A 23,568-nucleotide genomic window follows, 5' to 3' on the forward strand; every position below is an offset into this window, starting at 1 on the left:
CCGGAGTCGCGCATGTCCCTGTTCCGTCCCGCCGCGCTCGCCGTCGCCCTCGCCGGCGCGCTCGCCGGCGCCGCCTATGCCCCGGCCACGCGCGCCGCCACGGCGCCGGCCGCCGCCGCGGTCGACATCCCCTACCAGACCTTCACCCTGCCCAACGGGCTGCGGGTGGTGGTGCACACCGACCGCAAGGCGCCGATCGTGGCGGTCAACGTCTGGTACCACGTCGGCAGCAAGGACGAGCCGGCCGGGCGCACCGGCTTCGCCCATCTGTTCGAGCACCTGATGTTCAACGGCAGCGAGAACGCGCCGGGCGAGTTCTTCACCCCGTTCAAGGCGGTCGGTGCCACCAACCAGAACGGCACCACCAATTCCGACCGCACCAACTACTTCGAGAACGTGCCCACCACCGCGCTGGACATGGCGCTGTGGATGGAGTCCGACCGCATGGGCCACCTGCTCGGCGCGATCGACCAGAAGACCCTGGACGAGCAGCGCGGCGTGGTCCAGAACGAGAAGCGGCAGGGCGAGAACCAGCCCTACGGCCTGGTCTGGGACACGCTCGGCAAGGCGATGTACCCCAAGGGCCACCCGTACCACCACAGCACGATCGGCTCGATGAACGACCTCAACGCGGCCTCGCTGGAGGACGTGAAGACCTGGTTCCGCACCTGGTACGGGCCGAACAACGCGGTGCTGGTGCTGGCCGGGGACATCGACCTGGCCACCGCCAAGGAGAAGGTTGCCAAGTACTTCGGCGACATCCCGGCCGGGCCGACCATGGCCCAGCCCAAGGTGGACGTGGCCGCGCACACCACCGACACCCGCGCGACCATGACCGACCGCGTGCCGCAGGCGCGCATCTACCGGCTGTGGAACGTGGCCGAGTTCGGCCAGCCGGACCTGGACCGCCTGCAGCTGTTCGCGCAGGTGCTCGGCGGCGGCAAGTCCTCGCGCCTGGACCGCCGGCTGGTGCACCAGGACAAGCTGGTGGACAACGTCACCGCCGGGGTCAACGGCTCCCAGCTGGGCAGCAATTTCTACGTCATCGCCAGCGTGAAGAAGGGCGTGGATCCGGCCAAGGTCGAGGCCGCGATCGATGAGGAGCTCAAGCGCCTGCTCAAGGACGGCCCCAGCGCGGACGAACTGGCGCGCGCGCGCACCACCCTCGAGGCCGGCTGGATCCGCGGCATCGAGCGCATCGGCGGCTTCGGCGGCAAGGCCGACGTGCTGGCCGAGTGCACCGTCTACACCGGCAACCCCGGCTGCTTCCGCGACAGCTTGAAGACCCTGGCCGCGGCCACCCCGGCCAGCCTGCGCGCCACCGGCGAGCGCTGGCTCGGCGCCGGCAAGGGCAGCCATACCCTGGTGGTGGTGCCCGGCGAGCGCCAGCCGGTGGTGGAGGAGCCGGCGGTCACCCCGGCCAAGCTCGCGCTGCCGGCGGTCGATCCCAAGTACAAGACCCTGCCGAGCACGGTCGACCGCAAGGCCGGCCCGCCGATGCCCAGCCGCTTCCCCGACTTGGTGTTCCCGGCCCAGCAGCACGCCACCCTGCGCAACGGGACGAAGGTGATCCTCGCCGAGCGCCACGACGTGCCGGTGGTGCAGATGAGCTACGAGTTCCGCGGCGGCAGCGCCGCCGACCCGGCCGGCAAGCCGGGGCTGGCCGCGTTCGCCGCCGGCCTGCTGGACGAGGGCGCGGGCAAGCTCGACGCGCTGGCGTTCGCCGACCGCGCGCAGGCCCTCGGCGCCAACATCGGCGCCAGCGCCGGCCAGGACAGCAGCAGCGGCTACCTGTCCGCGCTCAAGCAGAACCTCGAGCCCTCGCTGGCGCTGTACGCCGACATGCTGCGGCGGCCGCGCTTCGACCAGGCCGACATCGACCGCGTGAAGGGCCAGTGGATCGCCGGCATCCAGCAGGAGAAGGCCAACCCGAACGGGATCGTGCAGCGGGTGCTGCCGGCGCTGGTGTACGGCCCCGGGCATCCCTACGCCGCGCCGCGCAGCGGCACCGAGGCCTCGATCGCCGCGCTCACCCGCGCCGACCTGCAGGCCTGGCACGCGCAGGCGCTGCGCCCGCAGGACGCGACCCTGGTGGTGGTCGGCGACACCACGATGAAGGAGATCCTGCCGCTGCTGGAGAAGTACTTCGGCGACTGGCTGGCGCCCGCCGCGGCGACCACCGCCAGCATCCCGCCTGCGCCCGCGCAGGCCAAGCCGCGGGTGTTCCTGATCGACCAGCCGGGCGCGGTGCAGGCGACCATCGTCGCCGCCAAGCCGCTGCCGCCCAGCACCGACCCGAAGACGGTCGAGTACGACATGGCCAACATGGTGATCGGCGGCGACTTCACCGCGCGCCTGAACATGAACCTGCGCGAGGACAAGCACTGGTCCTACGGCGCCCGCAGCGGCGCCGGCGGCGCGGTCGGCCCGCGCCTGTGGACGGCCTCGGCCCCGGTGCAGATCGACAAGACCGGCGAGGCGATGGCCGAGATGCAGCGCGAGATCGCCGACTATGCCAGCGGCAAGCGCCCGGCCAGTGCGGACGAGGTCGAGGGCATGGAGAAGATCCTGACCCTGAGCCTGCCCGGCGCCTACGAGACCGCCGCCGCGGTGATGAACACCATCGCCAGCAACGCCCTGTACGGCCGCCCGGACGACTACGTGCTGCAGCGCAAGGCGCAGATCGAGGCGATGACCCCGGCGCAGGTGAATGCCGCCGCCAAGGCCCTCGCCCCCGATGGCCTGACCTGGGTGGTGGTCGGCGACCTGTCCAAGACCGCCGGCCCGGTGCGTGCGCTCAACCTGGGCGAGGTGCAGGTGATCGACGCCGACGGCAGGCCGGTCGCCGCCAAGCCGTGACGCGGGCGACGCGGCCGCCGTGCGGCGGCCGCGTCCTGCGGCTGCGCGAGGGTTCAGCCCGCGCCGGCCACACTGGCGGCCCGCGTCCGCCCGGAGCCTCAGCACATGCGCCGATCCCTCCGCCTGCTGCCCGTGCCGCTGCTGCTGGCCGTTTCGGCCTGCACCTTCGTGCATCTGGCCCCGGACGCGGCGCGGGTGCGCGTGCTCGGCGCCGCCCCGGCCGGCTGCCTCCCGCGCGGGGAGGCCAAGGTCTCGGTCCAGGACCGGGTACTGTACTACCGCCGCAGCGAACTGCAGGTGCGCGACGAGCTGGAGACCCTGGCGCGCAACGCCGCCCCCGGCGCCGGTGCGGACGCTATCAGCCCGCTCGGGCCCCCGGAGGACGGGCGCCAGCGCTGGGCGCTGTGGCGCTGCGGCGCGGGACCTGGCTGAACAGGGCGCCCCCTACGCCGGCGTACTGAGGCGAAAACCGCTATGCTGTGCGGTTCCGGCGCCTTGCGCCTGCTTCCGTGAGCCCGCTCCATGCTGTTCCATCACGTCGCCATCGCCGGTCTGGCCCATATCGATGCCCCGCGCCGGCTGACCACCGAGGAGATCAACGCGCGCCTGAAGCCGACCCTCGACCGCCTCGGCATCCGGGTGGACGTGCTCGGCGACATCGCCGGGGTGCAGGCGCGGCGGCTGTGGGACGGTGACGTGCAGGCCTCCGACGCCGCCACCCTGGCCGGGGTGAAGGCGCTGGCCGACGCCGGGATCGCCCCGGAGCGGGTCGGCCTGCTGGTCAACACCTCGGTCAGCCGCGACTACCTGGAGCCGTCCACCGCCTCGATCGTGAGCGGCAACCTCGGCCTGCCCGACACCTGCCAGAACTTCGACGTGGCCAATGCCTGCCTGGCCTTCATCAACGGCATGGACATCGCCGCGCGCATGATCGAGCGCGGCGAGATCGAGTACGCCCTGATCGTGGACGGGGAGACCGCCAACCTCGCCTACGAGAAGACGATCGAGCGCATGACCCGCGCCGACGTCACCGAGGAGGACTTCAAGAACGAGCTGGCCACGCTCACCCTCGGCTCCGGCGCTGCCGCGATGGTGCTGGCGCGCGCCGAGCTGGCCCCGGGCGCGCCGCGCTACAAGGGCGGCGTCACCCGCGCCGCGACCGAGTGGAACAAGCTCTGCCGCGGTAATCTCGACGGCATGATCACCGATACCCGCCTGCTGCTGGTGGAGGGCATCAAGTTGGCGACCAAGACCTTCGAGGTCGCCAAGCAGAAGCTCGGCTGGGCGGTGCACGAGCTGGACGAGTTCGTGATCCACCAGGTCAGCAAGGTGCACACCGCCGCCTTCACCAAGGCGATGGGCATCGACCCGCGCAAGGTCATGACCATCTTCGGCGAGCACGGCAACATCGGCCCGGCCAGCGTGCCGATCGTGCTGTCCAAGCTGCGCGAGATGGGCCGCCTGCAGAAGGGCAAGCGGATCGCCCTGCTGGGCATCGGTTCCGGCCTGAACTGCTCGATGGCCGAAGTGGTCTGGTGAGGCGGCCGCCGGGATCGGCCGGCGCGCCGAGGGCCTGCATGCCGCACTGACCGTCCCCCGCGGTCGCAGGACTGCGGCGCCCCGGACACCCACGTGGGCGGTCCGTGGCGGGACGCGGACGACTTCGCCGAGGCGCTGCTGGAGGCGCTGGTGGCCGCCGACCGCGCGCTCGGCAGCCGCGTCATGGGCGACGCGGTGCGCACGCTGGCGCTGCTCGAACTCGGGCCGCGCGCCTGGCTGCGCGCCTCGCAGGCCTGGCATGCCGCCCTGCAGCGGCAGCCGGCGGTGGCGCCTGCCGCGCAGGCGCCGCCCGCAGAGGACACGGGTGTGGCGGACGCAGCCGCATGGCCGGCGGTCCTGGGGCAGGGCGAGGCCGCCGGCGTGCACTGGCGCGAGTTGCCGGACCTGGCCGCGCTGGCGGAGGAGGGCGCGCGCATGCGGCACTGCGTCGGCAGCCTGGGCTATGCCCAGGCCTGCCGCCTACGCGGGCACCGCATCGTGCATCTGCACCATGCCGCCCGCGACGTGCGCGCGACCGCGCAATTCGCGCCTGAGCCCATGGGGGAGGGCGAGATCCGCTGGTCGCTGGCGCAGCTGCGCGGTGTGCGCAACAGCGCGGCGGACGATGCGCTGGCGGAGGCGGCGGATGGCCTATTGCAATGGCTCAATTCCCCCGCGGCAGCGGCGGCCAGCCGCGCCGCGCTGGCGGCGGCCAAGATCGCGGCGGAGCGCGACGCCTCCCGGTGCCGGCGGCCGGCGGTGCAGGCGGAACGGCGCCGCCCTGCGCCGCTGGATGCCGCCAGCCAGGCCCTGCTCGCGCGCCTGCTGCCGCGCCTGCGCGCGCAGGTGCTGGCGCCTTGCGCGCTGCCGCTGGACTGGGACTGCCGGATGGTGGGGTTCGAACACCTCGGGCTGACCGCCGAGGCGTTCGCCCCGGGCCAGGCGCTGACCCTGGCGGCGGTGGCGGAGGAGGATCCGTTCGATCCGTGTGCCGTGCGGCTGTATCACGATGGCCGCCAGGTCGGCTGGGTCACGCGCGGGCGCGCGGCAGGCGTGCAGGCCCATCTGCGCGCGGGCCGGCGGCTCATCGCGCGGGTGCGCGCGGTGCAGCCGGCGCCGGGTGTGGACGCGCCGCTGGCGGTGTGGATCCGGATCGCAGCGGAGGATCCCGCGCCCCCGCCTACAATGCACGGATGACGCGCCCCGACTATCCGTTCACCCCGCAGCGCTTCACGGTCCGCCCCGGCATCGGCCTGTCCTTCCTCGACGAGGGCCCGCGCGACGGCGAGGTGGTGCTGATGCTGCACGGCAATCCGTCGTGGAGCTACTACTGGCGGCATCTGGTGCTGGGCCTGCGCGACCGCTACCGCTGCGTCGTGCCCGACCACGTCGGCATGGGCCTGTCCGACCGCCCGGACGATGCCCCGCACGCCGTGCCGCGCTACGACTACACCCTGCAGTCGCGGATCGACGACCTCGACGCCCTGCTGCGCCACCTGCGCATCGACGGCCCGCTGACCCTGGCGGTGCACGACTGGGGCGGCGGCATCGGCTTCGGTTGGGCGCTGCGCGATCCCGCGCGCGTGCGCCGGCTGGTGATCACCAACACCGGCGCGTTCCCGCTGCCGGCGGGCAAGCGCTTCCCGCGCCGGCTGGCGCTCGGCCGCGACTCCCGCCTCGGCGGCTGGTTGATCCGCCGCTACAACCTGTTCGCGCGCGGCGCCGCCCACTTCGGCACCACCCGCCGCCTGCCGCGCGCCGTGCGCGCGGCCTATGCCGACGTGTACGCCGGCTGGGACAATGCCATCGCCACCCTGCGCTTCATGCAGGACATCCCGCTGCGCGCGGACGACCGCGCGATGCCGCTGGTGCAGGCGATGGCCGCGGCGCTGCCCGGCTATGCCGACCGCCCCGCCCTGATCGGCTGGGGCCTGCGCGACTTCGTGTTCGACCGCCACTTCCTCGACGGCTTCCGCCGCGCCCTGCCGAACGCCGAGGTGCACGCCTACCCGCACGCCGGGCACTACGTGCTGGAGGACACCCACGAAGTGCTGGTGCCGCGCATCCGCGCGTTCCTGGACGGGCATCCGGTGTGAGCCGCAGCCCCGCGGGCAGTCACGGCGCGTCGTCTGCCTCGTCGTTTTGCGCGCCGTGCCGCCGGTGCCAGGTCAGCCAGCGGTACGCCTTCAGCGCCCACGGCTTGCCGAGACCGGCGCCGATCCCGACCGCGATCGAACCCCCGACGATCAGCAGCACCAGCGCCGCCGCCCACCACCACGCATCGAACCGGGCGACCAGCAGCAGCGCCAGCAGGACGCCGGCCATCGTCAGCATGTAGCCGATCCACTGGAACAGCATTCCGAACATGTGCGCCTCCCTCGTATGGGCCGCTGTGACCCCGTGTGCGCGCATGATGCGATGCCGCGGCGTCGAGGGGGCGCGAGCCCCAGGCAGGCTTGGCAGCGGGAGAGGGAGAGGCGGAAGGCGTTGCGACGCGGGAAGAGCCGACGCGAGCCGCGGCCCCGCAGCGGTCATGGCGCGGCGCGCGGTTGGTCTTGTGCCAGGCAAGCTGCCGGGCCGGAAGGGGCGATCTCCTGTGCGTGTGCGCTGGGCAGACCTCCCGCATGAAGCCGCGCCTATATCCAGGTCAACCCGCCGCGGGTCGATCCCCGCGTGCGCGGGGGAGACGTAGAGGACGCCATGGCCGACATCGCGGTGGTGTTCCACTGGCCGCCGGCAGCGATGGACGGCATGTTCCTCGATGAACTGATGGCATGGCGGGAGCGTGCCCGCGAGCGGCATGAGGCGTCGGAATGATGGTAGGATCGAATCATGGACGCGCTGGTCTTTCTGGTGGTGGTGATGCTCGCCGTAGGCGTGCACTCAGCGCTCAACGGCGTGATCAAGCCCCTGGTCGACCGCGCCTATCCCGTGGAGGCCACTCCCCCGCCGCTGCCGCCGACCCCGGCGGCCGTGGCGGTGAGCCGCCGCAGGCGTCGCCGCATCTGGTTCTGGCTTGCCGTGTGGATCCTGGTCGGCAACCTCATGCAGTTCGTCCCGTTCTGACGCTGGCGCGGCCGGCAGAGGCCGGCCATGGCTGACACCCTGCGTTTACAGGTCATCCTGGACCTGGTGGATCGGGCGGGGGCCAAGCTCCGCGCCATCACCGGCGGGAGCCACACCGCCGACAAGGCCATGGCCGCGCTGCAGGACAGGCTGCGCGGGTTGCAGGCCCAGCAGCAGCAGATCGCCCGGCATCGGGTCGATCCCCGCGTGCGCGGGGGAGACAATTTAACGCGTTAAATTCCCAATCACGCCTAAGGTCGATCCCCGCGTGCGCGGGGGAGACCGCTGCGGGCGCTGGGCATGCCCTGGGCCGAAGGGTCGATCCCCGCGTGCGCGGGGGAGACGATGATGGCCATGGATCAGGTCTCCGGAGTGGAGGTCGATCCCCGCGTGCGCGGGGGAGACTTCATACGCGGTTTACACGCCTCACAGGGGTGGGGTCGATCCCCGCGTGCGCGGGGGAGACCGGGCGCTGATACCTGATATGGCTATTTTCCGGGGTCGATCCCCGCGTGCGCGGGGGAGACGCCACCTCGTCGCCGGTGGCGGTGACGGGCAGGGGTCGATCCCCGCGTGCGCGGGGGAGACGCCAGGCGGCCGGCGGCGTAGCTGGTGGCCTGGGGTCGATCCCCGCGTGCGCGGGGGAGACCTGGTGGAACTGGACGGCACGCGGGTGGCGACGGGTCGATCCCCGCGTGCGCGGGGGAGACGAAGAACCCCCCCCCGCGGGGCGCTGATCCTGAGGTCGATCCCCGCGTGCGCGGGGGAGACTATCCGAGCATTGAGGTGTCGATATGCAGCAGGGGTCGATCCCCGCGTGCGCGGGGGAGACGGTTCGCCGCGGTCGGCACGCTGGCGACATACGGGTCGATCCCCGCGTGCGCGGGGGAGACGCGGACAGGTGCTCGCCGGAAATCTCCGGCGAGGGTCGATCCCCGCGTGCGCGGGGGAGACGATCTGCCGACCAGCACGCGGTATCCGGGTTCGGGTCGATCCCCGCGTGCGCGGGGGAGACCTGGAGATCGGCGATGCCCGCGACATCGAACGGGGTCGATCCCCGCGTGCGCGGGGGAGACTCGGGGCCTGCCTCGCCGAACACGCCGACGCCGGGTCGATCCCCGCGTGCGCGGGGGAGACCCGCAGGCATCCAGTGCCGCGTTGTTCGTGGGGGGTCGATCCCCGCGTGCGCGGGGGAGACCAGCAAAAGTATGGTGCGACGATCCGACCGTGGGGTCGATCCCCGCGTGCGCGGGGGAGACCTGGGGGCGTGGCATGGCCTGCTGGCCTCTGGAGGTCGATCCCCGCGTGCGCGGGGGAGACCCTAGTATCTAAGTCTCTGGCGATAAAGCCAAATTGTCAAAGAACCCTATTTCGCTCGGTATCAGCGTCTGCACGCAAGGAGCAGGCCGTCGGCTTCTTGGAAGTGGATGGGTGGGGTGCCCAATACGCGTATGGCCTGCCCACCGGGGATGCCACGCTCTTGCCACAGGAGGATCAGCGCGGCATCGCGTTCGTTAGGAAACCATTGTTCGAGCACCTGCCAGACGCGATTCCGTACTGCGGGGGAGAGGCGAGGGGCGCTATAGACGCCAGGTGCCAGTTCAAGCATTACAGAGGCCAAAAAACCGCGTATCCGCGGGGATACGTTACGGGTCACCACCACCGTCATCGACATCGAAGAGCTCCTTGATGCGGTCGATCATGCGGGGGATCAGCTTCTCCTGCCGGAAGAGCCTGGCGGCGCGTTGTCGAACCTCACGCTCCAGATGAGCGGCCTTGCCATCAGCGAGTGCACGCACTGCGCCAAACGCCAGCGGAAGGGTGATGTCGACACGGTACAGATCGGCCACATCCAGAGTGAAGGCATTGCTCGAATCTTCGTGGATGAAGCCCAGCGGTGGCAGCGCGCCGACGGCAGCGACGGCAATGTCGGCGGCGGCTTCCACGAACGTTGCCGCATGGTTGATTGCCTGGTTCGCCGGGTCTGCGCTGTTTGGATTGTCACGGTCATAGCGGCGCCCCTGCCAGGGAATGCCGAACCGTTGCGCAACGAGCTTGTAGCTCTCCTTCATGCGCGCGCCTTCGATGCCGCGCAGGGTTTCGATGTCGCGATGCGGCAGCACGCGCCCGAAGCGCCAGGCGTAGAGGCGGCGTGCGGTGTCGAGCCGCAGTTTTGCGTCGGCCCAGCGCTCGGCGTGGCGGCGGGCGACGTCGGAGCGGCCTTGCCCCATCGGCGGTGCGGTGTAGCTCTTGACGCCGCCTTCGCCGACGGCGGCGATCAGGGTGCCGTGGCGGGCGCAAAGGCGCAGCACATCCTGCGTCAGGCTGGTGCCCGGGCCGAGCAGAATCATCGACACCGCCTGATAGGGGATGGCGTAGTCGCCAGCGTCGAGCGTCTCGCTTTTGGCCGCCACGAAGCGCAGCGTGCCGTCCTCCACCGACAGCCTGCCGTACTCCAGCCACAACAGGCCGTGGCGGTCGGCGTGCGGGATGCGCGAGGCGGCCAGTCCCAGCCGCCCGTGCAACAGGCCAGGCGCGGGGCTCATCGCGGCGGGCTGAGCAGGACCATGCCAAAACCGAAGGCGCGATGGCGGCCGATGCCGCGGGCCAGTTGCGCCGCGAAGGCCGTGCCGTCCTGCACCACGGCATCCGCGCCAAACAGGGCCTGCGGCCGCTCGACGAGGCGGAGGCGGTTGCCGCCGTTGCGGGCGCGGCGCAAGAGCCGGCTGCGGGCGCTCATTCCCAGCAGTTCCACCTGTTCCAGCCGCAGCGCCTCGCCCCATTGGGCCATGAACCATTGGCGATAGACCTCGGCGCGTGGCGGTGTGGCCGCGCCCGTGCGGTCCAGCGCCCGCAGGTACACGTCTTTCTCCTCGTCGTCCTTGCGCGAAACGGGGCAGACCAGAACCTCCAGCCGCAGGCGCTGGCCACGACGCCACTCACCGGGCATGGGCTTGCTGGCCAGGCCTTCGGCATCCAGGGCCGCCCAGCCGCCGGGGGAGGCGAAGGCCTGCGCCCGCGCCAGAAGTTCTTCGGCGGGGATCCGGGCGTAGCCCAGCACCTCGTCGCGCCGCTCGAAGTAGCGGAAGGGCTTGGGCGCGTGTTCCCCGAACAGGGCCGCGAACCAAGCGTGCAGGGTGTAGCCCAGGGTTTCGTCTTCCTGGGCGATGCCGTGTTCATGGGCGAAGCGCAGCAGGCGCGGTGCATGGACGGGAATGCGCACGAGATGCAGCGCGCTCATGCCAGTACCTCCAGAAAGCCCACGGCATGGCGCTGCGTGCCGCGGTGGATGTTGTTGCGCCAGTCGCGCGGGGCGTAGCGCTCTTCGACCTGGGCACCTTGCCCCTCATCCAGCGGCCACAGGGCCGGGATGGGGCCGGGGCGCCGGCGCGGGCCGATATCGGCCAGTGGCTCGGCGGCGAGCGCGGCCCGCACCCCCTCCGCCTCGCGCCGCCCCAGCAGCAAGGGGCTCGCGGGCAGGCAGGGCTTGCGGCCGAGGAACAGCGGCCGGGCGGGAAAGCGCAATGCCTGCTCCAGGGCCGCAAGGCCGAGGTCGCCTTCTCCGTCCAGCGCCAGGGCGATGGTGGCGACGCCGTTGGCCCAGTGGTCGCGGTGGCGGATATGGGTGCCGGTGGCGTTCTTTTTGTCGCCTTTCCGATCCTCCCGGCGCCCACGCGTGGTCCAGCCGGTATCGACCAGGAAATCCTGCCCCAGGTCCACGGTCTGGTAGTCAGTCAGCAACTCCGGTTCGGCATCCCAGCGGGCGGCGAAGCGCAGCCGGTCCTGCAGGGCCTGCAGCCGGTGGGTGTCGCGGTGATCCCAGCCCAGGGCATTGCCCAAGAGGCCCGTGAGCATGGCCACGCCGGGGAAACGCCAGACCGGATGGTTCTGGTCCACCACCACGGCGCCGAAGCTCATCAAGGGCGCATCGAGGCGCAGCAGCAGTACGTCCATGCCGGGGCCTCATGCCTGGGGGCCAAAGATGGCATCCAGCGCCGCCGCCACGGCCTGCGGCACCGGCTGTTTGGGCGGGAGCTGCGCGGGCTGCTCGAGCGTGGTGGAGAGGTGTCGCGTCTCGCCCTCGGCTGGGTCGCCGTACATCGCATCAAGCTGCTTGACATAAGCCGCCAGGCGGCTGAGTGCCGCGTTGCGCAGGTCGCTCTTGCCTTCCGGGCGCAGGGCATCGAGGAAGGCGTTCGACAGCGCCCGCGGCTGGCTGCGTCCCGTTTCGAGGTAGAGCGCATCGGCCCAGGCGTAGGGCGCGGTGCTGCCCTTCTTCGCGCCGGGGCTCTGGCGCAGGATGCTGTCGATCAGGGCCTCCAGCACGCGCCGGGCGGTGCTGCCATCCTGGGCGCGCCAGTCCCTCGCCTCGCAGCCGGTGAGGTTGGAAACCAGCAGCGGTACATCCACGGCCACGTAGCCGTAGTACAGGCCGGCGCCCAGTTCAGCTTGGTTGGCGTGCGCCGCGCCAGTTTCATCTTCGCGGTTGAGGTCGTCCACCACCGTGAAATAGTCCATCTCGGTGTTGGCGGTGTGCACAGTGAAGGCATGCGCGACATGCACCGGGGCATCGACGCGGGCGAGCAGGTCGGAGGTGACCATGCGGCCGAAGAGTGCGGCGGTCAGGCCCGCGGCCGACTTGCTCATCGCCTTCAGGTTGTCTTTTTCCTCCTTGGATTTCAGCCGCTCCTCCAGCGCTTTCTTTGGGTCACCCGCCTGGCTGGCCTCGCGCAGCAGTTGCACGAAGTAGTCGGCTTCACGCAGCCCAAAGAGCACCGGCTGGTTCAGATCGCCACCTTCCTTGACGCCGCCGTCGATCACGGCTTTGGCCAGCGGCTCGATCAGGCTCTTGGCCAGGTCTTCTGGCACGCCGGCCGCGACGGCGCGCGGCAGCACAGTTCGGGTAAAGAAGGCGCGGGTGCGCTGCCCGTCAGGGAGTTCGGGCAGCCGGGGGGCGAGGTCCTCGCGCCAGTGCCGCTTCAGGCACTGCGAGGAGACGCGCAGCCGCACGGCGTTGCCGAAGGGAATGCGCTTGGCCAATCCTGCGTCATCGCGGTTCAGCAGGCTGGCGGGGTAGGCGGTGAGGGTGTGGATCTGCAGAAACATCAGCGGCTCCTTGCGGTGAGGATCAGTCGTTCTTGGGCAGATGGCGGTAGAAGGCCTGGGCGATGCGGCGATGCACGGCTTCGCGCTTGTCGGCGTCGGTGGTGAGCAGGAAGCGGGCGGCCTCGGTGAGGTCGAAGCGCTCGCCCTTGGCGGCGAGGAAGCGCACGGCGGCCATGAACAGGTCTGGCCGCACGTCGTCGGGGGCGGAGAGCAGCCGTTCCAGCCGGCCTTCGGCAAAGCCGCTTTCGGCCAGCGCTTGGCCCCAGGGGCGCCCGGGTGTGTGGGCCTCCGCGCCCAGCGTGGCAAGGCTCCAGGCCAGCTGCATCCAGGCTTGGGTCGCAGCCTCGGCGGGAAGGTCGGCGTCGATCTGGCGCAGCCACAGGCGGTAGAAGGCCAGCGGCAGCGGCTGGCCCGGCGCCCAGCGGCGCAGCGCGGCGCGGTCGCCATTGGGATAGTGCTCGGCGCCGATGGCATGCGCCAGGCGGCCCACGGTGCTGGCGAGGGGCGATGCCTTGGGGGATGTGGGGGCGGGTTCGCTCATACCGTTTGCTCCTCGGGTTCGGGGGTTTCGGTGGCGGCGCGCCCCGGCAGGGGCAGGCCGGCCTTGTGCAACATGCCGCGCCAGGCGCTCTGCGCCTGCGTCAGCGCCCGCCAGCGCCGGTTGGACGGCAGCGGCAGACGGGCGGCGGCCGCATCGAGCAGGGCCTGGCCGGCATCGACGAGGCGCTGCTGCCAGTCATGGCGCACCGCCTCATGGGCCTCGTCGGCGCCGCGCCAGAGGGTGGGGAAGTAGTGCGGTTCCCAGGTCTTTGCAAAGCCGGCGCGTGCCGCCTTGATCCATGTCTCGACGCGCTCGAAATCCGCTTTGTCCGGCCCGCCCTCGCTCAAGACCGTCAGCGCCGTGGCCAGGGCCCGTTGCACGTCCTTGGCATCGCCCAGCAGCTGCTGCCCGAGTTTCCCCAGCGTCTCCCGGTTCGCCTTTTGCAGCAGGGCGCGGCGGGCTTTGGCGGGAACGGGGATCTGGGCGCGGTGAAAGCCTTCCGTGGTGCCCTGCCCGCGCACCAGGCAGGACGCCACGAACCAGCCATCGCCCTCACCTGCCGGTGGCCGTTGCAGCGGGGTGAGCTCGAAGCCCTGTTCGAACAGCAGGTCGGTTAGGCGCTGGGGGGTGAATCCGTCATCGGAAAGGGTGAGGGCGGATCGACCTTTCTTTTTGTCGCCGACGTTGATGGCGGTCCAGGGGTCGCCGATGTCGCCGTTCTCGGCCGTCTTGGGGCCGATCTGCCGCGCCTCGCTGGTGGCCCCCAGTGCCATCAACCCGCCCTCTGCACGCGGCCACAGGCGGATCGGGCGGGCGGCTTCGATGAACCAGGGTTCGAGCTGATCGAGGCTAAGGTGGTGCTGCTTGCGGTTCCAGTGGGTCAGCCAGGTGAGCACGATGCCGCGCTGCGGATAGCGCGACTCGCGGCAGACTGGCTCGCGAAGGCGGGCGAGCGCCCGGGTTTCGTCGGCGAATCGGGCCGAGGGGTGGAGGTCGCGCACCCAGGCGGCGATGCTGCGGCTGGCAAATCCGCCGTTCATGCGCACGATGCCGTAGTTGCCCTTGCCGAGAAAACCACTGGTGGTCTGCAACACCACCAACGCGAAAATCCAGGCCTCCACCGAATCCGCCGTGACGCGCGCCATCTTGACGTCGTGGTTCTTGGCGGTGACGAGCACGTCCAACTCATCCGGCGAGCTGGCCTTGGGGTCGAACACGGTCTGCCCGCGGCTGGTTTTCACCCCGTAATCTGCCGCCTCGGCCTCCCAGCTTTTCCACGGGTGCTGCATGAAGGCCGGCTTGGTTACGTCCTCCACCACCAGCTGCCAGGCCTCGGGAATACCGTCGGACAGATCGAGCAGTCCCTCGCGCCAGTAGGCCGCGTCGGTGGGCAGGGCGTTGGTGGGGCGTCGCGCCTGGATGCTGGCGGCCAGCTGCACCAGGAACACATGCCAGGGGTCGGCCTGATGGGCGCGCAGCCCGGTGTAGCCCTCGATCTGGCCGGCGCTCAGCGCAGCCAATAACTCGGGCAAATTCAGGCGCTGCGATCCCTGCGCGGTGCGCACGCCGATCAAGGGGTCATTGAGCAAGTCGTGCATCGTTTTTCTCCAGGCCGAGGCGGGTATAGCGGAAGGCCGTCTCACCGATTGAGAACGAGAAGCCCGCAGCCTCCTGTCGTCCCTGCACTTGCTCGGGCACGTTGCGCTCGCCAAGCCAATGCGCGGGGATCGAGATGCGCGAGATCATCGCGCCAAGGGGCGAACGCATCGGCGCGGCCAACGGGATGTCGAAGGTCGGTCGGCCAAGGCGGGTGAGCACGCGTTCGCCTTTGTCGGCGTAGTGCAGGTCGCCGAACGGCCGGTCGTCGACGACCGAGCGCAGCGCCTGGCGGATTTCGCTGAGTTCTTTGCCTTCGATGGCCGCGCCGTGCGCCGGCCAAGGTTCGGGCAACCGGGCGAAGCACTCCGGATGGGTGGCGGCTTCGATGCGCGCGCGGGCCTGGGCCGGGAGCCGCAAGACGGGATCTGCGGCCAGCGATTGCCAGGTCAGCGCGAGGACGCGCCCGTCCGGGTAGACGCTGCCCAGCCCGGCCGGGCCGCACAGCAACCCATCGCGGGTAAGGAGGGCGTCGAGGTCGCGGTCGGGCACGCGCACCAGCACCCGCGGCGTCTCGAAGCCCTTGGGGCGCTCGGCACGGGTGTGCCGGTGCAGGCGGCCGATGCGCTGAATCAGCACGTCCATCGGCGCCAAGTCGGTGATCAGCCAGTCGGCATCGATGTCCAGGCTCTGCTCCAGGGTCTGCGTGCCGACGAGCAGGCGAGGGCCGGCGGGGGAACCTTTGCCCAGCTGTGCCGTCACGGCCGCATCGAGCCGTTCGCGGTCTTCGCGCGCGAAGCGGCCGTGATGCGGACAGCGCACGCCATCGAGGCCGAACAGGGCGGGTAGCAGCTCGGGGTGATGTTGCTCCAGATACGCCTCGACGCCGCGGAACAACGCATTGGCCCGCGCCACGGTGTTGCACACCACCAGCACCCGCGCGCCGGCTTGCAGCGCCGCGGCCAGATCCGGCAATAGCGCGTCGTCGTGCGTCAATGTCGGCGATGTCGTCACCTCGATACGGCGCTCGCGCGGGGCGGGCATCGGCCAGGCGCCTTGCCGCGCGGACAGCAAGGGATAGGGTCGTTGCACGGCCTGGGCAAACGGCACCGGGTCGCGTTCGAAATACGCCGCGGCAGCGGATTCGCCGAGGGTCGCCGACAGCAGCAGCGCCCAGCCGCCGCGGGCGAGATGCCCGCGCAACAGCGCGCGCAGCACCTCGCGCATGTAGGGGTCGGAAGCATGGACTTCATCGACCACCAGCAGATGCCGATCCAAGCAGACCGAGCGCAGCAGGCTGTGCTTGACCTGCAGGGCCGACAGCAGCGCCTGGTCGATGGTGCCGACCGCGATCGGCGCGGCGAGGAAGCGCTTGGGCCGCTCGGCCGACCACAGGCGCTCGCGGCGCTGATCGGCCGCGCTGTCGTCCCACAGCGTGCCCTGCGGGTCGGTCAGCATCGTGCCGACCGCCTGTCCGTCCACCTGGACATAACCAGGGGCGGCCAGCAGCACCGGTCCAGGACGGTCGTCACCGTCGAAAGCGGAGTGCACGGCCGCGAGTACCCGGCCATACAGCTCGCGCGCCGCTACGCGCGTGGGCAAGGCGAAGTACAGCCCATCGACCTTTCCTTGCGCGTACAGACGGAAGAACCAGGCCAATGCCGCTTCGGTCTTGCCCGAGCCGGTGTCGGACTCGGCCAGCAGCAGCCGGGTGTCCTCATCGGGGGCGATCTCCCCGGCCAGCGCGGCTTGCAACGGCGTGGGGCAGAACTTGAACGTGTCTTTGAACGGCTTGGGCTGGCGATGCGGCGGAGGCGACAGCCCGATGCTGCGCAAGGCCCGCCGCGCTGCCGCCCGAGCCAGCGCCATGCGGTCTTCGGTCGGGCTGGCCCGATAGGGGAAGAACTGCGTGTCCGAGCCGATCCAGTCGGCCAGCATCACCAGCCCGGCAAAACGCTGTTGCAGCGCAGCAGTGGCGTCGATCGGCGGAATGTCGGGGTCGAAAGCCGCAGGAAACACGTTGCGTGCGGCCGCTGCCAGGGCATCGAGCGCCGCCAGCGGGTCGTAGCCAGAAGCAGCGGTCCACCAGCGCCTGGCCGAGCGGTCGATGCCAGCACCGCGATAGTCGTTTTTCGATACCGGGCGGCCGTGATGGGAGACGCTGGCCAGCAGCACTTGCAGCGCCTGTTCCTCGTCGCCGAACCAGCCGGCAATATCGGTCAGCAGCGCGGTCCATCCGGGCGGCCGGAGGTCTTGCAGGTCGAACAGCAGGGCCGCGGCTTCAAGCACATGCCCCGCGGTGTCGCGCGGGGCTGGATCGATCTTGGCCTGGAAGCCGCGGTTGCACTTGCCGAAGTCATGCAGGAAAGCGACGACGGCAAGGCGGTCACACTGGGTGGGGCTGAGGGTTCCGAGCCGTGCGATCAGTGGCAGATCGCACAGATGGCGGAATGTGACGGCGACATCCAGGCAATGGTCGGCCAGCGGGTGACGATCACCGCCGGCTGGACGGAATTTTCCCCAGGGCGGCTGCGGCTTCATGGCATCCATGCAATACACCCCCTTTGGGTGGCCGCGTGAGGCGATTATTCCTTGATCGCAGCGCTCACGGATACCAAGCAACGGTATCAGAACTGTGGTCTGAAGGATGACCCTGAAGCCTGCCGCTATCCCCTAGGCAGCGGATTCTTCTCGCTTTCCGCCACGCCGATCCAGTCGTCCGGCGTCAGCACCGGCAGGCCGTGGGCGCGGCGGGCCTTGTCGCACTGCGGGCTGGGCTGGCCGAATTCCCAAGAGGCGGGCACTTCGCGGCAGACCGAGGGGCGGTGGGGATGGATGGTGCAGCGCGCGTGGCGGCCGATGTCGGCGTCCAGCGCCACGCAGCGGATCGGCGGGGCGTAGGTGCCACGCATGCACAGGCGGTGGGCGTCCACGCGTTCGGTGAGCGCGGCCGGCACCCCGCCCGGGGTCACCGCGTCCGATTCCATCCAATGGAAGGCGACGCGGTATTGGGTGCAGCAGGCGCCGCAGGTCAGGCAGGGATGCATGCGCGGGCGATGCGCGGCGGGCGGGGCGGTGATTGTTCGCCGCGGGATGCCGCCGCGCAAGCCGCGGGCGTGGGCGCGCGAGCGGCGATAATGCCGGCATGAGCGAACCCTGCAACATCGCCGCGGCGCTGCCGCGGCTGGCGCGCGAGCGCCCGGACCAGGTGGCGATGCGCTGCCCCGGCGCCGGCGGCCGCTACGATCTGGCGCTGACCTATGCCGAGCTCGATGCGCGCAGCGATGCGATCGCCGCCGGCCTGGCGCGGCGCGGGATCGTGCGCGGCACCCGCACGGTGGTGATGGTGCGGCCCACCCCGGAGTTCTTCCTGCTGATGTTCGCGCTGTTCAAGGCCGGCGCGGTGCCGGTGCTGGTGGATCCCGGGATCGACAAGCGCGCGCTCAAGCAGTGCCTGGACGAGGCACGGCCGCAGGCGTTCATCGGCATCCCGCTGGCGCTGCTGGCCAAGACGCTGCTCGGCTGGGCGCGCGCGGCGCGGGTGCGCATCAGCACCGGGCGCTGGCCGCTGCTGGCGGATGCGACCCTGGCCCGGGTCGAGGCCGAGGGCGCCGGCGCCGGGCCGCAGCTGGCCGCGACCGACGGCGAGGAGGTTGCGGCGATCGTGTTCACCAGCGGCAGCACCGGCGTGCCCAAGGGCGTGGTGTACCGGCACCGCCACTTCGTGGCGCAGATCGCCATGCTGCGCGAGGCGTTCGGGATCGCGCCGGGCGGGGTGGATTTCCCCACCTTCCCGCCGTTCGCGCTGTTCGATCCGGCGCTCGGCCTGACCAGCATCATCCCGGACATGGACCCCACGCGCCCGGCGCGCGCCGACCCGCGCAAGCTGCACGCGGCGATCGCGCGCTTCGGCGCCGACCAGCTGTTCGGCTCGCCGGCCCTGATGCGCGTGCTCGCCGACCATGGCCAGCCGCTGCCGACCCTGCGCCGGGTCACCAGCGCCGGTGCGCCGGTGCCGCCGGACGTGGTGGAGCGGATGCTGGCCCTGCTGCCGGAGCAGGCGCAGTTCTGGACGCCCTACGGCGCCACCGAATGCCTGCCGGTGGCGGTGATCGAGGGCCGCGAGCTGCTGACCCTGCGCGCCCGCACCGAGCATGGCGCCGGCACCTGCGTCGGGCGCCCGGTGGCGGGCAATACGGTGCGCATCATCCGCATCGACGACGGCGCGATCCCCGACTGGCACGATGGCCTGCAGGTCGCGCCGGGGCAGGTGGGCGAGATCACGGTCGCCGGCCCCAGCGCCACCGATGCCTACTTCAACCGCGACGCGCAGACCGCGCTCGCCAAGATCCGCGAGGCCCTGCCCGGCGGCGGCGAGCGCATCGTGCACCGCATGGGCGACCTCGGCTGGTTCGACGCCGAGGGCCGGCTGTGGTTCTGCGGGCGCAAGTCGCAGCGGGTGGTGGTGGACGCGCACACCATCCTGTGCACCGAGCAGGTGGAGCCAGTGTTCAACAGCCATCCCGAGGTGGCGCGCAGCGCGCTGGTCGGGGTGGGGGCGAAGGGCGCGCAGGTGCCGGTGCTGTGCGTGGAGCTGGCGGAGGGCGTGCGGGCGGGCGCCTGGCCGCGGATCGCCGGGGAGTTGCGCCAGCGCGCCGACGGCTTCGTGCACACCGCCAAGATCGCGCACTTCCTGCACTATCCCAGGCCGTTCCCGGTGGACATCCGCCACAACGCCAAGATCGGCCGCGAAAAACTAGCGGCCTGGGCGGCGCGCCAGCTGCACAAGGAGATCGCATGAACGTGTTGGTGACCGGCGGCGGTGGCTTCCTCGGCCAGGCGCTGTGCCGCGCGCTGCTGGCGCGCGGGGCGCGGGTGACCAGCGTCAGCCGCAGCCGCTATCCGGCGCTGGATGCACTCGGCGTGCAGCAGGTGCAGGCCGATCTGGCCGACCGCGAGGCGGTGCTGCGCGCATTTTCCGGCGGCTACGACGCGGTGCTGCACAACGCCGCCAAGGCCGGGGCCTGGGGCCCGCAGGCCGAGTACTTCCGCGCCAACGTGCTCGGCACCCGTCACGTGCTGGAGGCCTGCCGCATGCATGGCATCCGCCGGCTGGTCTACACCTCGACCCCGAGCGTGACCCACCGCGCCACCCGTCCGGTGGCCGGCGGCAGCGCCGACACGGTGCCCTACGGCGAGGACGTGAAGGCGCATTACGCCGCGACCAAGATCGTCGCCGAGCGCGAGGTGCTGGCGGCCAACGACGCGACGCTGGCCACCGTCGCCCTGCGCCCGCGCCTGATCTGGGGGCCGGGCGACAACCACATCCTGCCGCGGCTGGTCGCGCGCGCGCGCGCCGGGCGCCTGCGCCTGGTCGGCGACGGCAGCAACCTGATCGACTCGACCTACATCGACAACGCCGCGCAGGCGCATCTGGACGCCCTCGAGCATCTCGCGCCCGGTGCGGCCTGCGCCGGGCGCGCCTACTTCATCAGCAACGGCGATCCGCGCAGCCTGCGCGAGACGCTCAACGCGCTGTTGCGCGCGGCCGGTGCGCCGGAGGTGCAGGCCTCGCTCCCGTTCGGCGCCGCCTATGCGATCGGCGCGGTCTGCGAGGGCCTGTGGCGGGCGCTGCCGCTGCGCGGCGAGCCGCCGCTGACGCGCTTCCTGGCGGAGCAACTGGCCACCACCCACTGGTATTCGATGGCCCCGGCGCAGCGCGACTTCGGCTATGTGCCGCGGGTCGGGTTCGAGGAGGGGCTGCGCCGGCTGCAGGCGGCGTGGCAGGGCGGCTGAGCGCGGCGGCCGGCCACGCCGCCTACAATGGCGCGATGACGCCGCTGCCCTTCGACTGGAAGCCACTCGCCGGGCGCGCGCTGGAGCGTGCGCTCAACCGCCTGCTGGCACTCGATCCGGACACCCGCGCCGCGCTGGCGGCGCTGGACGGGCGCCGGGTGTCGCTGCAGTTGGCGGCGCCGCCGCTGGCGCTGCAGATCCGGGTGGACGGCGCGGCGCTGCGGGTCGGCCCGCCGGATCCGGCGCAGGCCCCCGACCTCGGCGTGCGCGCCACCCTCGGCGCGCTGCTGCGCCAGCTGCCGCCGCTGCGCGAGGCCGGCGCCGCGCCGGTCGGGCAACTGCGGATCGAGGGCGATGCCGAGCTGGCGCGCCGCTTGCAGCAGCTGGCGCGCGGCTTCGATCCGGACTGGCAGCAGCCGTTCGTGCAGGTGTTCGGCGAAGTGCTGGGGGTGCAGGTGGCGGATGCGCTGGCGGCCGCGCTGCGCGGGGCTGGCCGCGCCGGGCGCGGACTGGCGCAGATGGGCGCCGAGTACCTGACCGAAGAGGGCCGCGACGTGGTCGGGCGCGCGGAGCTGGAGGCCTTCCACGACGACGTGGACGCGCTGCGCGACGATGTCGAGCGGCTGGCGGCGCGGATCGCGCGCCTGCGCCGCGCGCGGGGCCTGCCGGCATGAGGCCGGCGCTGCGCGCGTGGCGGATCGGCCGGGTGCTGCTGCGCTACCGCCTCGACACCCTGCTCGACGATACCCCGGCCGAGCGCTGGCTGCGGCTGATGCGGCCGCTGGTGCCGCGCGCCTCCGGCGAGGTCGCGCGGCTCGGGCGCGGCGCGCGCCTGCGCCTGGCGCTGCAGGAGCTGGGGCCGATCTTCGTCAAGTTCGGGCAGGTGCTGTCCACCCGCCGCGACCTGGTGCCGGCGGACATCGCCGACGAACTGGCGCTGCTGCAGGACCGGGTGGCGCCGTTCCCCGGCGCGCAGGCGCAGGCGCTGGTGGAACAGGCGCTGGGGCGGCCGATCGCCGAGCTGTACGAGGCGTTCGACCCGCAGCCGCTGGCCTCGGCCAGCATCGCCCAGGTGCACGCCGCGCGCCTGCCCGGCGGGCGCGAGGTGGTGGTCAAGGTGCTGCGCCCGGACATCGGCGCGCAGATCGCCGCCGACATCGCGCTGCTGGCGTGGCTGGCGCAGCTGGTCGAGCGCACCCATCCCAACGCCGACAAGATCCGTCCGCGCGCGATCGTGGCCGAGATCGAGAACACCCTCGCCGCCGAGCTCGACCTGCAGCGCGAGGCCGGCAACGCCAGCCTGCTGCGGCGCAACTGGGCCGGCTCGCCCGACCTGTACGTGCCGGAGGTGATCTGGAGCCACACCGGCGAGCGCGCGCTGACCATGGAGCGCGTGCGCGGCATCCCGGCCGACGACATCGCCGCGCTGGATGCCGCCGGGATCGACCGCAGGGCGCTGGCGGCCAAGGGCGTGCGCGTGTTCTACCAGCAGGTGTTCCGCGACAACTTCTTCCACGCCGACGCCCACGCCGGCAACATCTGGGTCGATCCCGACCCGCAGCGGCGCGCCAACCCGCGCTTCATCGCGCTGGACTTCGGGATCATGGGCCAGCTCTCGCGCGAGGATCAGTACTGGCTGGCCGAGAACTTCATGGCCATCTTCAACCGCGACTACCGGCGGATCGCGGAGCTGCACGTGCAGGCCGGCTGGATGCCGGCGCACATCCGCCTCGACGAGCTGGAGGCGGCCGCGCGCGCGGTGTGCGAGCCGTACTTCACCCGCCCGCTGGCGCAGATCTCGCTGGCGGAGGTGCTGTCCAAACTGTTCCGCACCGCGCAGCGCTACGAGCTGACCCTGCAGCCGCAGCTGATCCTGCTGCAGAAGACCCTGCTCAACATCGAGGGCGTCGGCCGCCAGCTCGATCCCGACCTCGACATCTGGGCGGTGGCGCGCCCGGTGCTGGAGCAGATCCTGGCCGAGCGCTACAGCCCGCAGCGGCTGCTGGCCGAGTTCCGGCGCCGGCTGCCGGAGCTGGTCACCCACGCCCCGGAGATGCCCGGGCTGGTGTACGCCTGGCTGCAGCAGCAGGTGCAGGGCCGGCACGAACTGCAGATGCGCTCGGCCGACGTGCGCGCGATCGCGCAGGGCCTGCTCGGCCTGCAGCGGCGGGTGGTGGCCTCGATCCTCGGGGTCGGCCTGTTGATCGTGGCGGCGGTGCTGTACGTGATGGATGCCGGCGGCCCGCGCCTGCTGGCGCTGCCGGTCTCGACCTGGATCGCCGGCCTCGGCGGGCTGTGGGCGCTGCTGGCGGCGTGGCCGCCGCGGCCGCGCTAGGCATGGCGGCTCCCTGCGCGGATCCGCTGCCGGTGCTGTACCGCGATGCTTGGCTCGCAGTGGTGGTCAAGCCGGCCGGGCTGATGGTGCACGCCAGCGCATTGGCGCGCGGCGAGACCGACTTCCTGGCCGACCGCCTGCGCGCGCAGTTCGCCGCGCCGGTGCACCTGCTTCACCGGCTGGACCGCGCCACCAGCGGCTGCCTGCTGCTGGCGTTCGACGCGGAGACCGCCGGGGCGCTCGGGCGTGCGTTCATGGCGCAGGCGGTGGAGAAGGACTATTGGGCGATCTGCCGCGGCTGGCCGCGCGAGTGCGCATTCGTGGTCGACCACCCGCTGGACGGCGGGCCCGGCAAGCCGGCGAAGAAGCCCGCGCTGACCGAGTTCGAGGTGCTGGCCACCTGCGAGTTGCCGCTGCCGTCGGCGGGGTTTACGACCTCGCGCTATGCCTGGCTGCGCGCGCGCCCGCGCACCGGGCGCTTCCGCCAGATCCGCCGCCACCTCAAGCACATCTCGCACCACCTGATCGGCGACACCAGCCACGGCGACGGCCGCCACAACCGCCAGTTCCGCCAGCTCGGCATCCACCGCATGCTGCTGCACGCGCGCCGGCTGGCGTTCGCGCACCCGCACGGCGGCCACGCGGTCGTGGTCGAGGCGCCGGTGGATGCCGAGTTCGCGCGCGCGCTGGCGCTGTTCGCGCCGCCCGCGGCCGGCGGATGAGGTCGCCG

The 23,568-nt window shown here is 71.7% G+C and carries 23 protein-coding genes and 1 CRISPR repeat array; of the genes, 12 read left to right on the top strand and 11 right to left on the bottom strand.

From position 1 onward, the window contains the following. Positions 1-12 precede the first annotated feature (12 nt). The 5 genes from ML340_RS03275 to ML340_RS03295 all read left to right on the top strand — a co-directional run bounded on the left by ML340_RS03275 (position 13) and on the right by ML340_RS03295 (position 6,494). Positions 13-2,859: a M16 family metallopeptidase gene (locus ML340_RS03275; protein ID WP_240096601.1), complete on the top strand. Its 2,847-nt coding sequence runs from the start codon at positions 13-15 to the stop codon at positions 2,857-2,859. A 105-nt stretch (positions 2,860-2,964) separates the two neighbouring features. Next, the gene (locus ML340_RS03280) at positions 2,965-3,291 is read left to right on the top strand and encodes a DUF4156 domain-containing protein (protein WP_240096602.1); all 327 of its coding nucleotides are present in this window, start codon (positions 2,965-2,967) and stop codon (positions 3,289-3,291) included. A 90-nt stretch (positions 3,292-3,381) separates the two neighbouring features. Beyond that, on the top strand, positions 3,382-4,398 hold the full coding sequence (locus ML340_RS03285) for a 3-oxoacyl-ACP synthase III (RefSeq protein WP_240096604.1): 1,017 nt from the start codon (positions 3,382-3,384) through the stop codon (positions 4,396-4,398). 93 nt (positions 4,399-4,491) lie between these two features. Beyond that, on the top strand, positions 4,492-5,595 hold the full coding sequence (locus ML340_RS03290) for a hypothetical protein (RefSeq protein WP_240096606.1): 1,104 nt from the start codon (positions 4,492-4,494) through the stop codon (positions 5,593-5,595). Then, a complete protein-coding gene (locus ML340_RS03295; protein ID WP_240096608.1) occupies positions 5,592-6,494 on the top strand; it encodes an alpha/beta fold hydrolase in 903 nt (300 codons plus the stop codon). Before ML340_RS03290 ends, ML340_RS03295 begins: the two co-directional genes overlap by 4 nt. Positions 6,495-6,513: 19 nt before the next feature. Here the strand turns inward: ML340_RS03295 and ML340_RS03300 are convergent, their stop codons facing one another. Then, complete coding sequence (locus ML340_RS03300) at positions 6,514-6,765, bottom strand: hypothetical protein (RefSeq protein WP_240096610.1); 252 nt, start codon at positions 6,763-6,765, stop codon at positions 6,514-6,516. A 333-nt stretch (positions 6,766-7,098) separates the two neighbouring features. Between ML340_RS03300 and ML340_RS03305 the strand changes: the two genes are divergently transcribed. Further along, the gene (locus ML340_RS03305; protein ID WP_240096612.1) at positions 7,099-7,215 is read left to right on the top strand and encodes a GpE family phage tail protein; all 117 of its coding nucleotides are present in this window, start codon (positions 7,099-7,101) and stop codon (positions 7,213-7,215) included. 15 nt (positions 7,216-7,230) lie between these two features. Then, entirely contained in the window at positions 7,231-7,464 is a 234-nt protein-coding gene (locus ML340_RS03310; protein WP_240096614.1) for a hypothetical protein, read from the top strand. A gap of 45 nt (positions 7,465-7,509) precedes the next feature. Here ML340_RS03310 and ML340_RS03315 read toward each other — a convergent pair whose 3' ends face one another. The 10 genes from ML340_RS03315 to ML340_RS03355 all read right to left on the bottom strand — a co-directional run bounded on the left by ML340_RS03315 (position 7,510) and on the right by ML340_RS03355 (position 17,754). After that, complete coding sequence (locus ML340_RS03315; RefSeq protein WP_240096616.1) at positions 7,510-7,656, bottom strand: hypothetical protein; 147 nt, start codon at positions 7,654-7,656, stop codon at positions 7,510-7,512. 2 nt (positions 7,657-7,658) lie between these two features. Beyond that, a CRISPR array of direct repeats spans positions 7,659-8,784; the repeat unit is 28 nt; unit sequence GGTCGATCCCCGCGTGCGCGGGGGAGAC. A 61-nt stretch (positions 8,785-8,845) separates the two neighbouring features. Continuing rightward, positions 8,846-9,139 (bottom strand): type I-E CRISPR-associated endoribonuclease Cas2e, encoded by a 294-nt coding sequence (gene cas2e, locus ML340_RS11990; RefSeq protein ID WP_425608263.1) that lies wholly within the window; start codon positions 9,137-9,139, stop codon positions 8,846-8,848. Next, complete coding sequence (gene cas1e / locus ML340_RS03320; RefSeq protein WP_240096618.1) at positions 9,111-10,010, bottom strand: type I-E CRISPR-associated endonuclease Cas1e; 900 nt, start codon at positions 10,008-10,010, stop codon at positions 9,111-9,113. The genes cas2e and cas1e overlap by 29 nt, the downstream gene beginning before the upstream one ends. After that, the gene (locus ML340_RS03325) at positions 10,007-10,705 is read right to left on the bottom strand and encodes a type I-E CRISPR-associated protein Cas6/Cse3/CasE (protein WP_240096620.1); all 699 of its coding nucleotides are present in this window, start codon (positions 10,703-10,705) and stop codon (positions 10,007-10,009) included. Before ML340_RS03325 ends, cas1e begins: the two co-directional genes overlap by 4 nt. Beyond that, complete coding sequence (gene cas5e / locus ML340_RS03330) at positions 10,702-11,418, bottom strand: type I-E CRISPR-associated protein Cas5/CasD (protein ID WP_240096622.1); 717 nt, start codon at positions 11,416-11,418, stop codon at positions 10,702-10,704. The genes ML340_RS03325 and cas5e overlap by 4 nt, the downstream gene beginning before the upstream one ends. 9 nt (positions 11,419-11,427) lie before the next feature. Further along, entirely contained in the window at positions 11,428-12,570 is a 1,143-nt protein-coding gene (cas7e, locus tag ML340_RS03335; RefSeq protein WP_240096624.1) for a type I-E CRISPR-associated protein Cas7/Cse4/CasC, read from the bottom strand. A 22-nt stretch (positions 12,571-12,592) separates the two neighbouring features. Beyond that, entirely contained in the window at positions 12,593-13,111 is a 519-nt protein-coding gene (gene casB / locus ML340_RS03340; protein WP_240096626.1) for a type I-E CRISPR-associated protein Cse2/CasB, read from the bottom strand. Then, entirely contained in the window at positions 13,108-14,709 is a 1,602-nt protein-coding gene (gene casA / locus ML340_RS03345; protein WP_240096627.1) for a type I-E CRISPR-associated protein Cse1/CasA, read from the bottom strand. Before casA ends, casB begins: the two co-directional genes overlap by 4 nt. Next, positions 14,690-17,257: a CRISPR-associated helicase Cas3' gene (gene cas3 / locus ML340_RS03350; protein ID WP_240096628.1), complete on the bottom strand. Its 2,568-nt coding sequence runs from the start codon at positions 17,255-17,257 to the stop codon at positions 14,690-14,692. The genes casA and cas3 overlap by 20 nt, the downstream gene beginning before the upstream one ends. Before the next feature lie 116 nt (positions 17,258-17,373). Continuing rightward, positions 17,374-17,754 carry a YkgJ family cysteine cluster protein gene (locus tag ML340_RS03355; RefSeq protein ID WP_240096630.1) on the bottom strand — a complete coding sequence of 127 codons (381 nt, stop codon included), beginning with the start codon at positions 17,752-17,754 and terminating at the stop codon, positions 17,374-17,376. A 98-nt stretch (positions 17,755-17,852) separates the two neighbouring features. On the opposite strand from ML340_RS03355, the gene oleC reads away from it, so the two are divergent. From oleC to ML340_RS03380, 5 genes are read left to right on the top strand one after another with little or no spacing between them, the layout of a single operon-like run. Beyond that, on the top strand, positions 17,853-19,508 hold the full coding sequence (gene oleC / locus ML340_RS03360) for an olefin beta-lactone synthetase (protein WP_240096632.1): 1,656 nt from the start codon (positions 17,853-17,855) through the stop codon (positions 19,506-19,508). Beyond that, positions 19,505-20,503, top strand: coding sequence for a 2-alkyl-3-oxoalkanoate reductase (gene oleD, locus ML340_RS03365; protein WP_240096634.1), 999 nt, complete (start codon positions 19,505-19,507; stop codon positions 20,501-20,503). Before oleC ends, oleD begins: the two co-directional genes overlap by 4 nt. A 35-nt stretch (positions 20,504-20,538) precedes the next feature. Continuing rightward, positions 20,539-21,177, top strand: a complete 639-nt coding sequence (locus ML340_RS03370; protein ID WP_240096636.1) for a ubiquinone biosynthesis accessory factor UbiJ — start codon at positions 20,539-20,541, stop codon at positions 21,175-21,177. Further along, a complete protein-coding gene (ubiB, locus tag ML340_RS03375; protein ID WP_240096638.1) occupies positions 21,174-22,838 on the top strand; it encodes a ubiquinone biosynthesis regulatory protein kinase UbiB in 1,665 nt (554 codons plus the stop codon). Before ML340_RS03370 ends, ubiB begins: the two co-directional genes overlap by 4 nt. A gap of 2 nt (positions 22,839-22,840) precedes the next feature. After that, positions 22,841-23,560: a pseudouridine synthase gene (locus tag ML340_RS03380; protein ID WP_240096640.1), complete on the top strand. Its 720-nt coding sequence runs from the start codon at positions 22,841-22,843 to the stop codon at positions 23,558-23,560. The last annotated feature ends 8 nt before the right edge of the window (positions 23,561-23,568 follow it).

It is taken from the genome of Thermomonas flagellata (assembly GCF_022419185.1).
Taxonomy (GTDB): domain Bacteria; phylum Pseudomonadota; class Gammaproteobacteria; order Xanthomonadales; family Xanthomonadaceae; genus Thermomonas; species Thermomonas flagellata.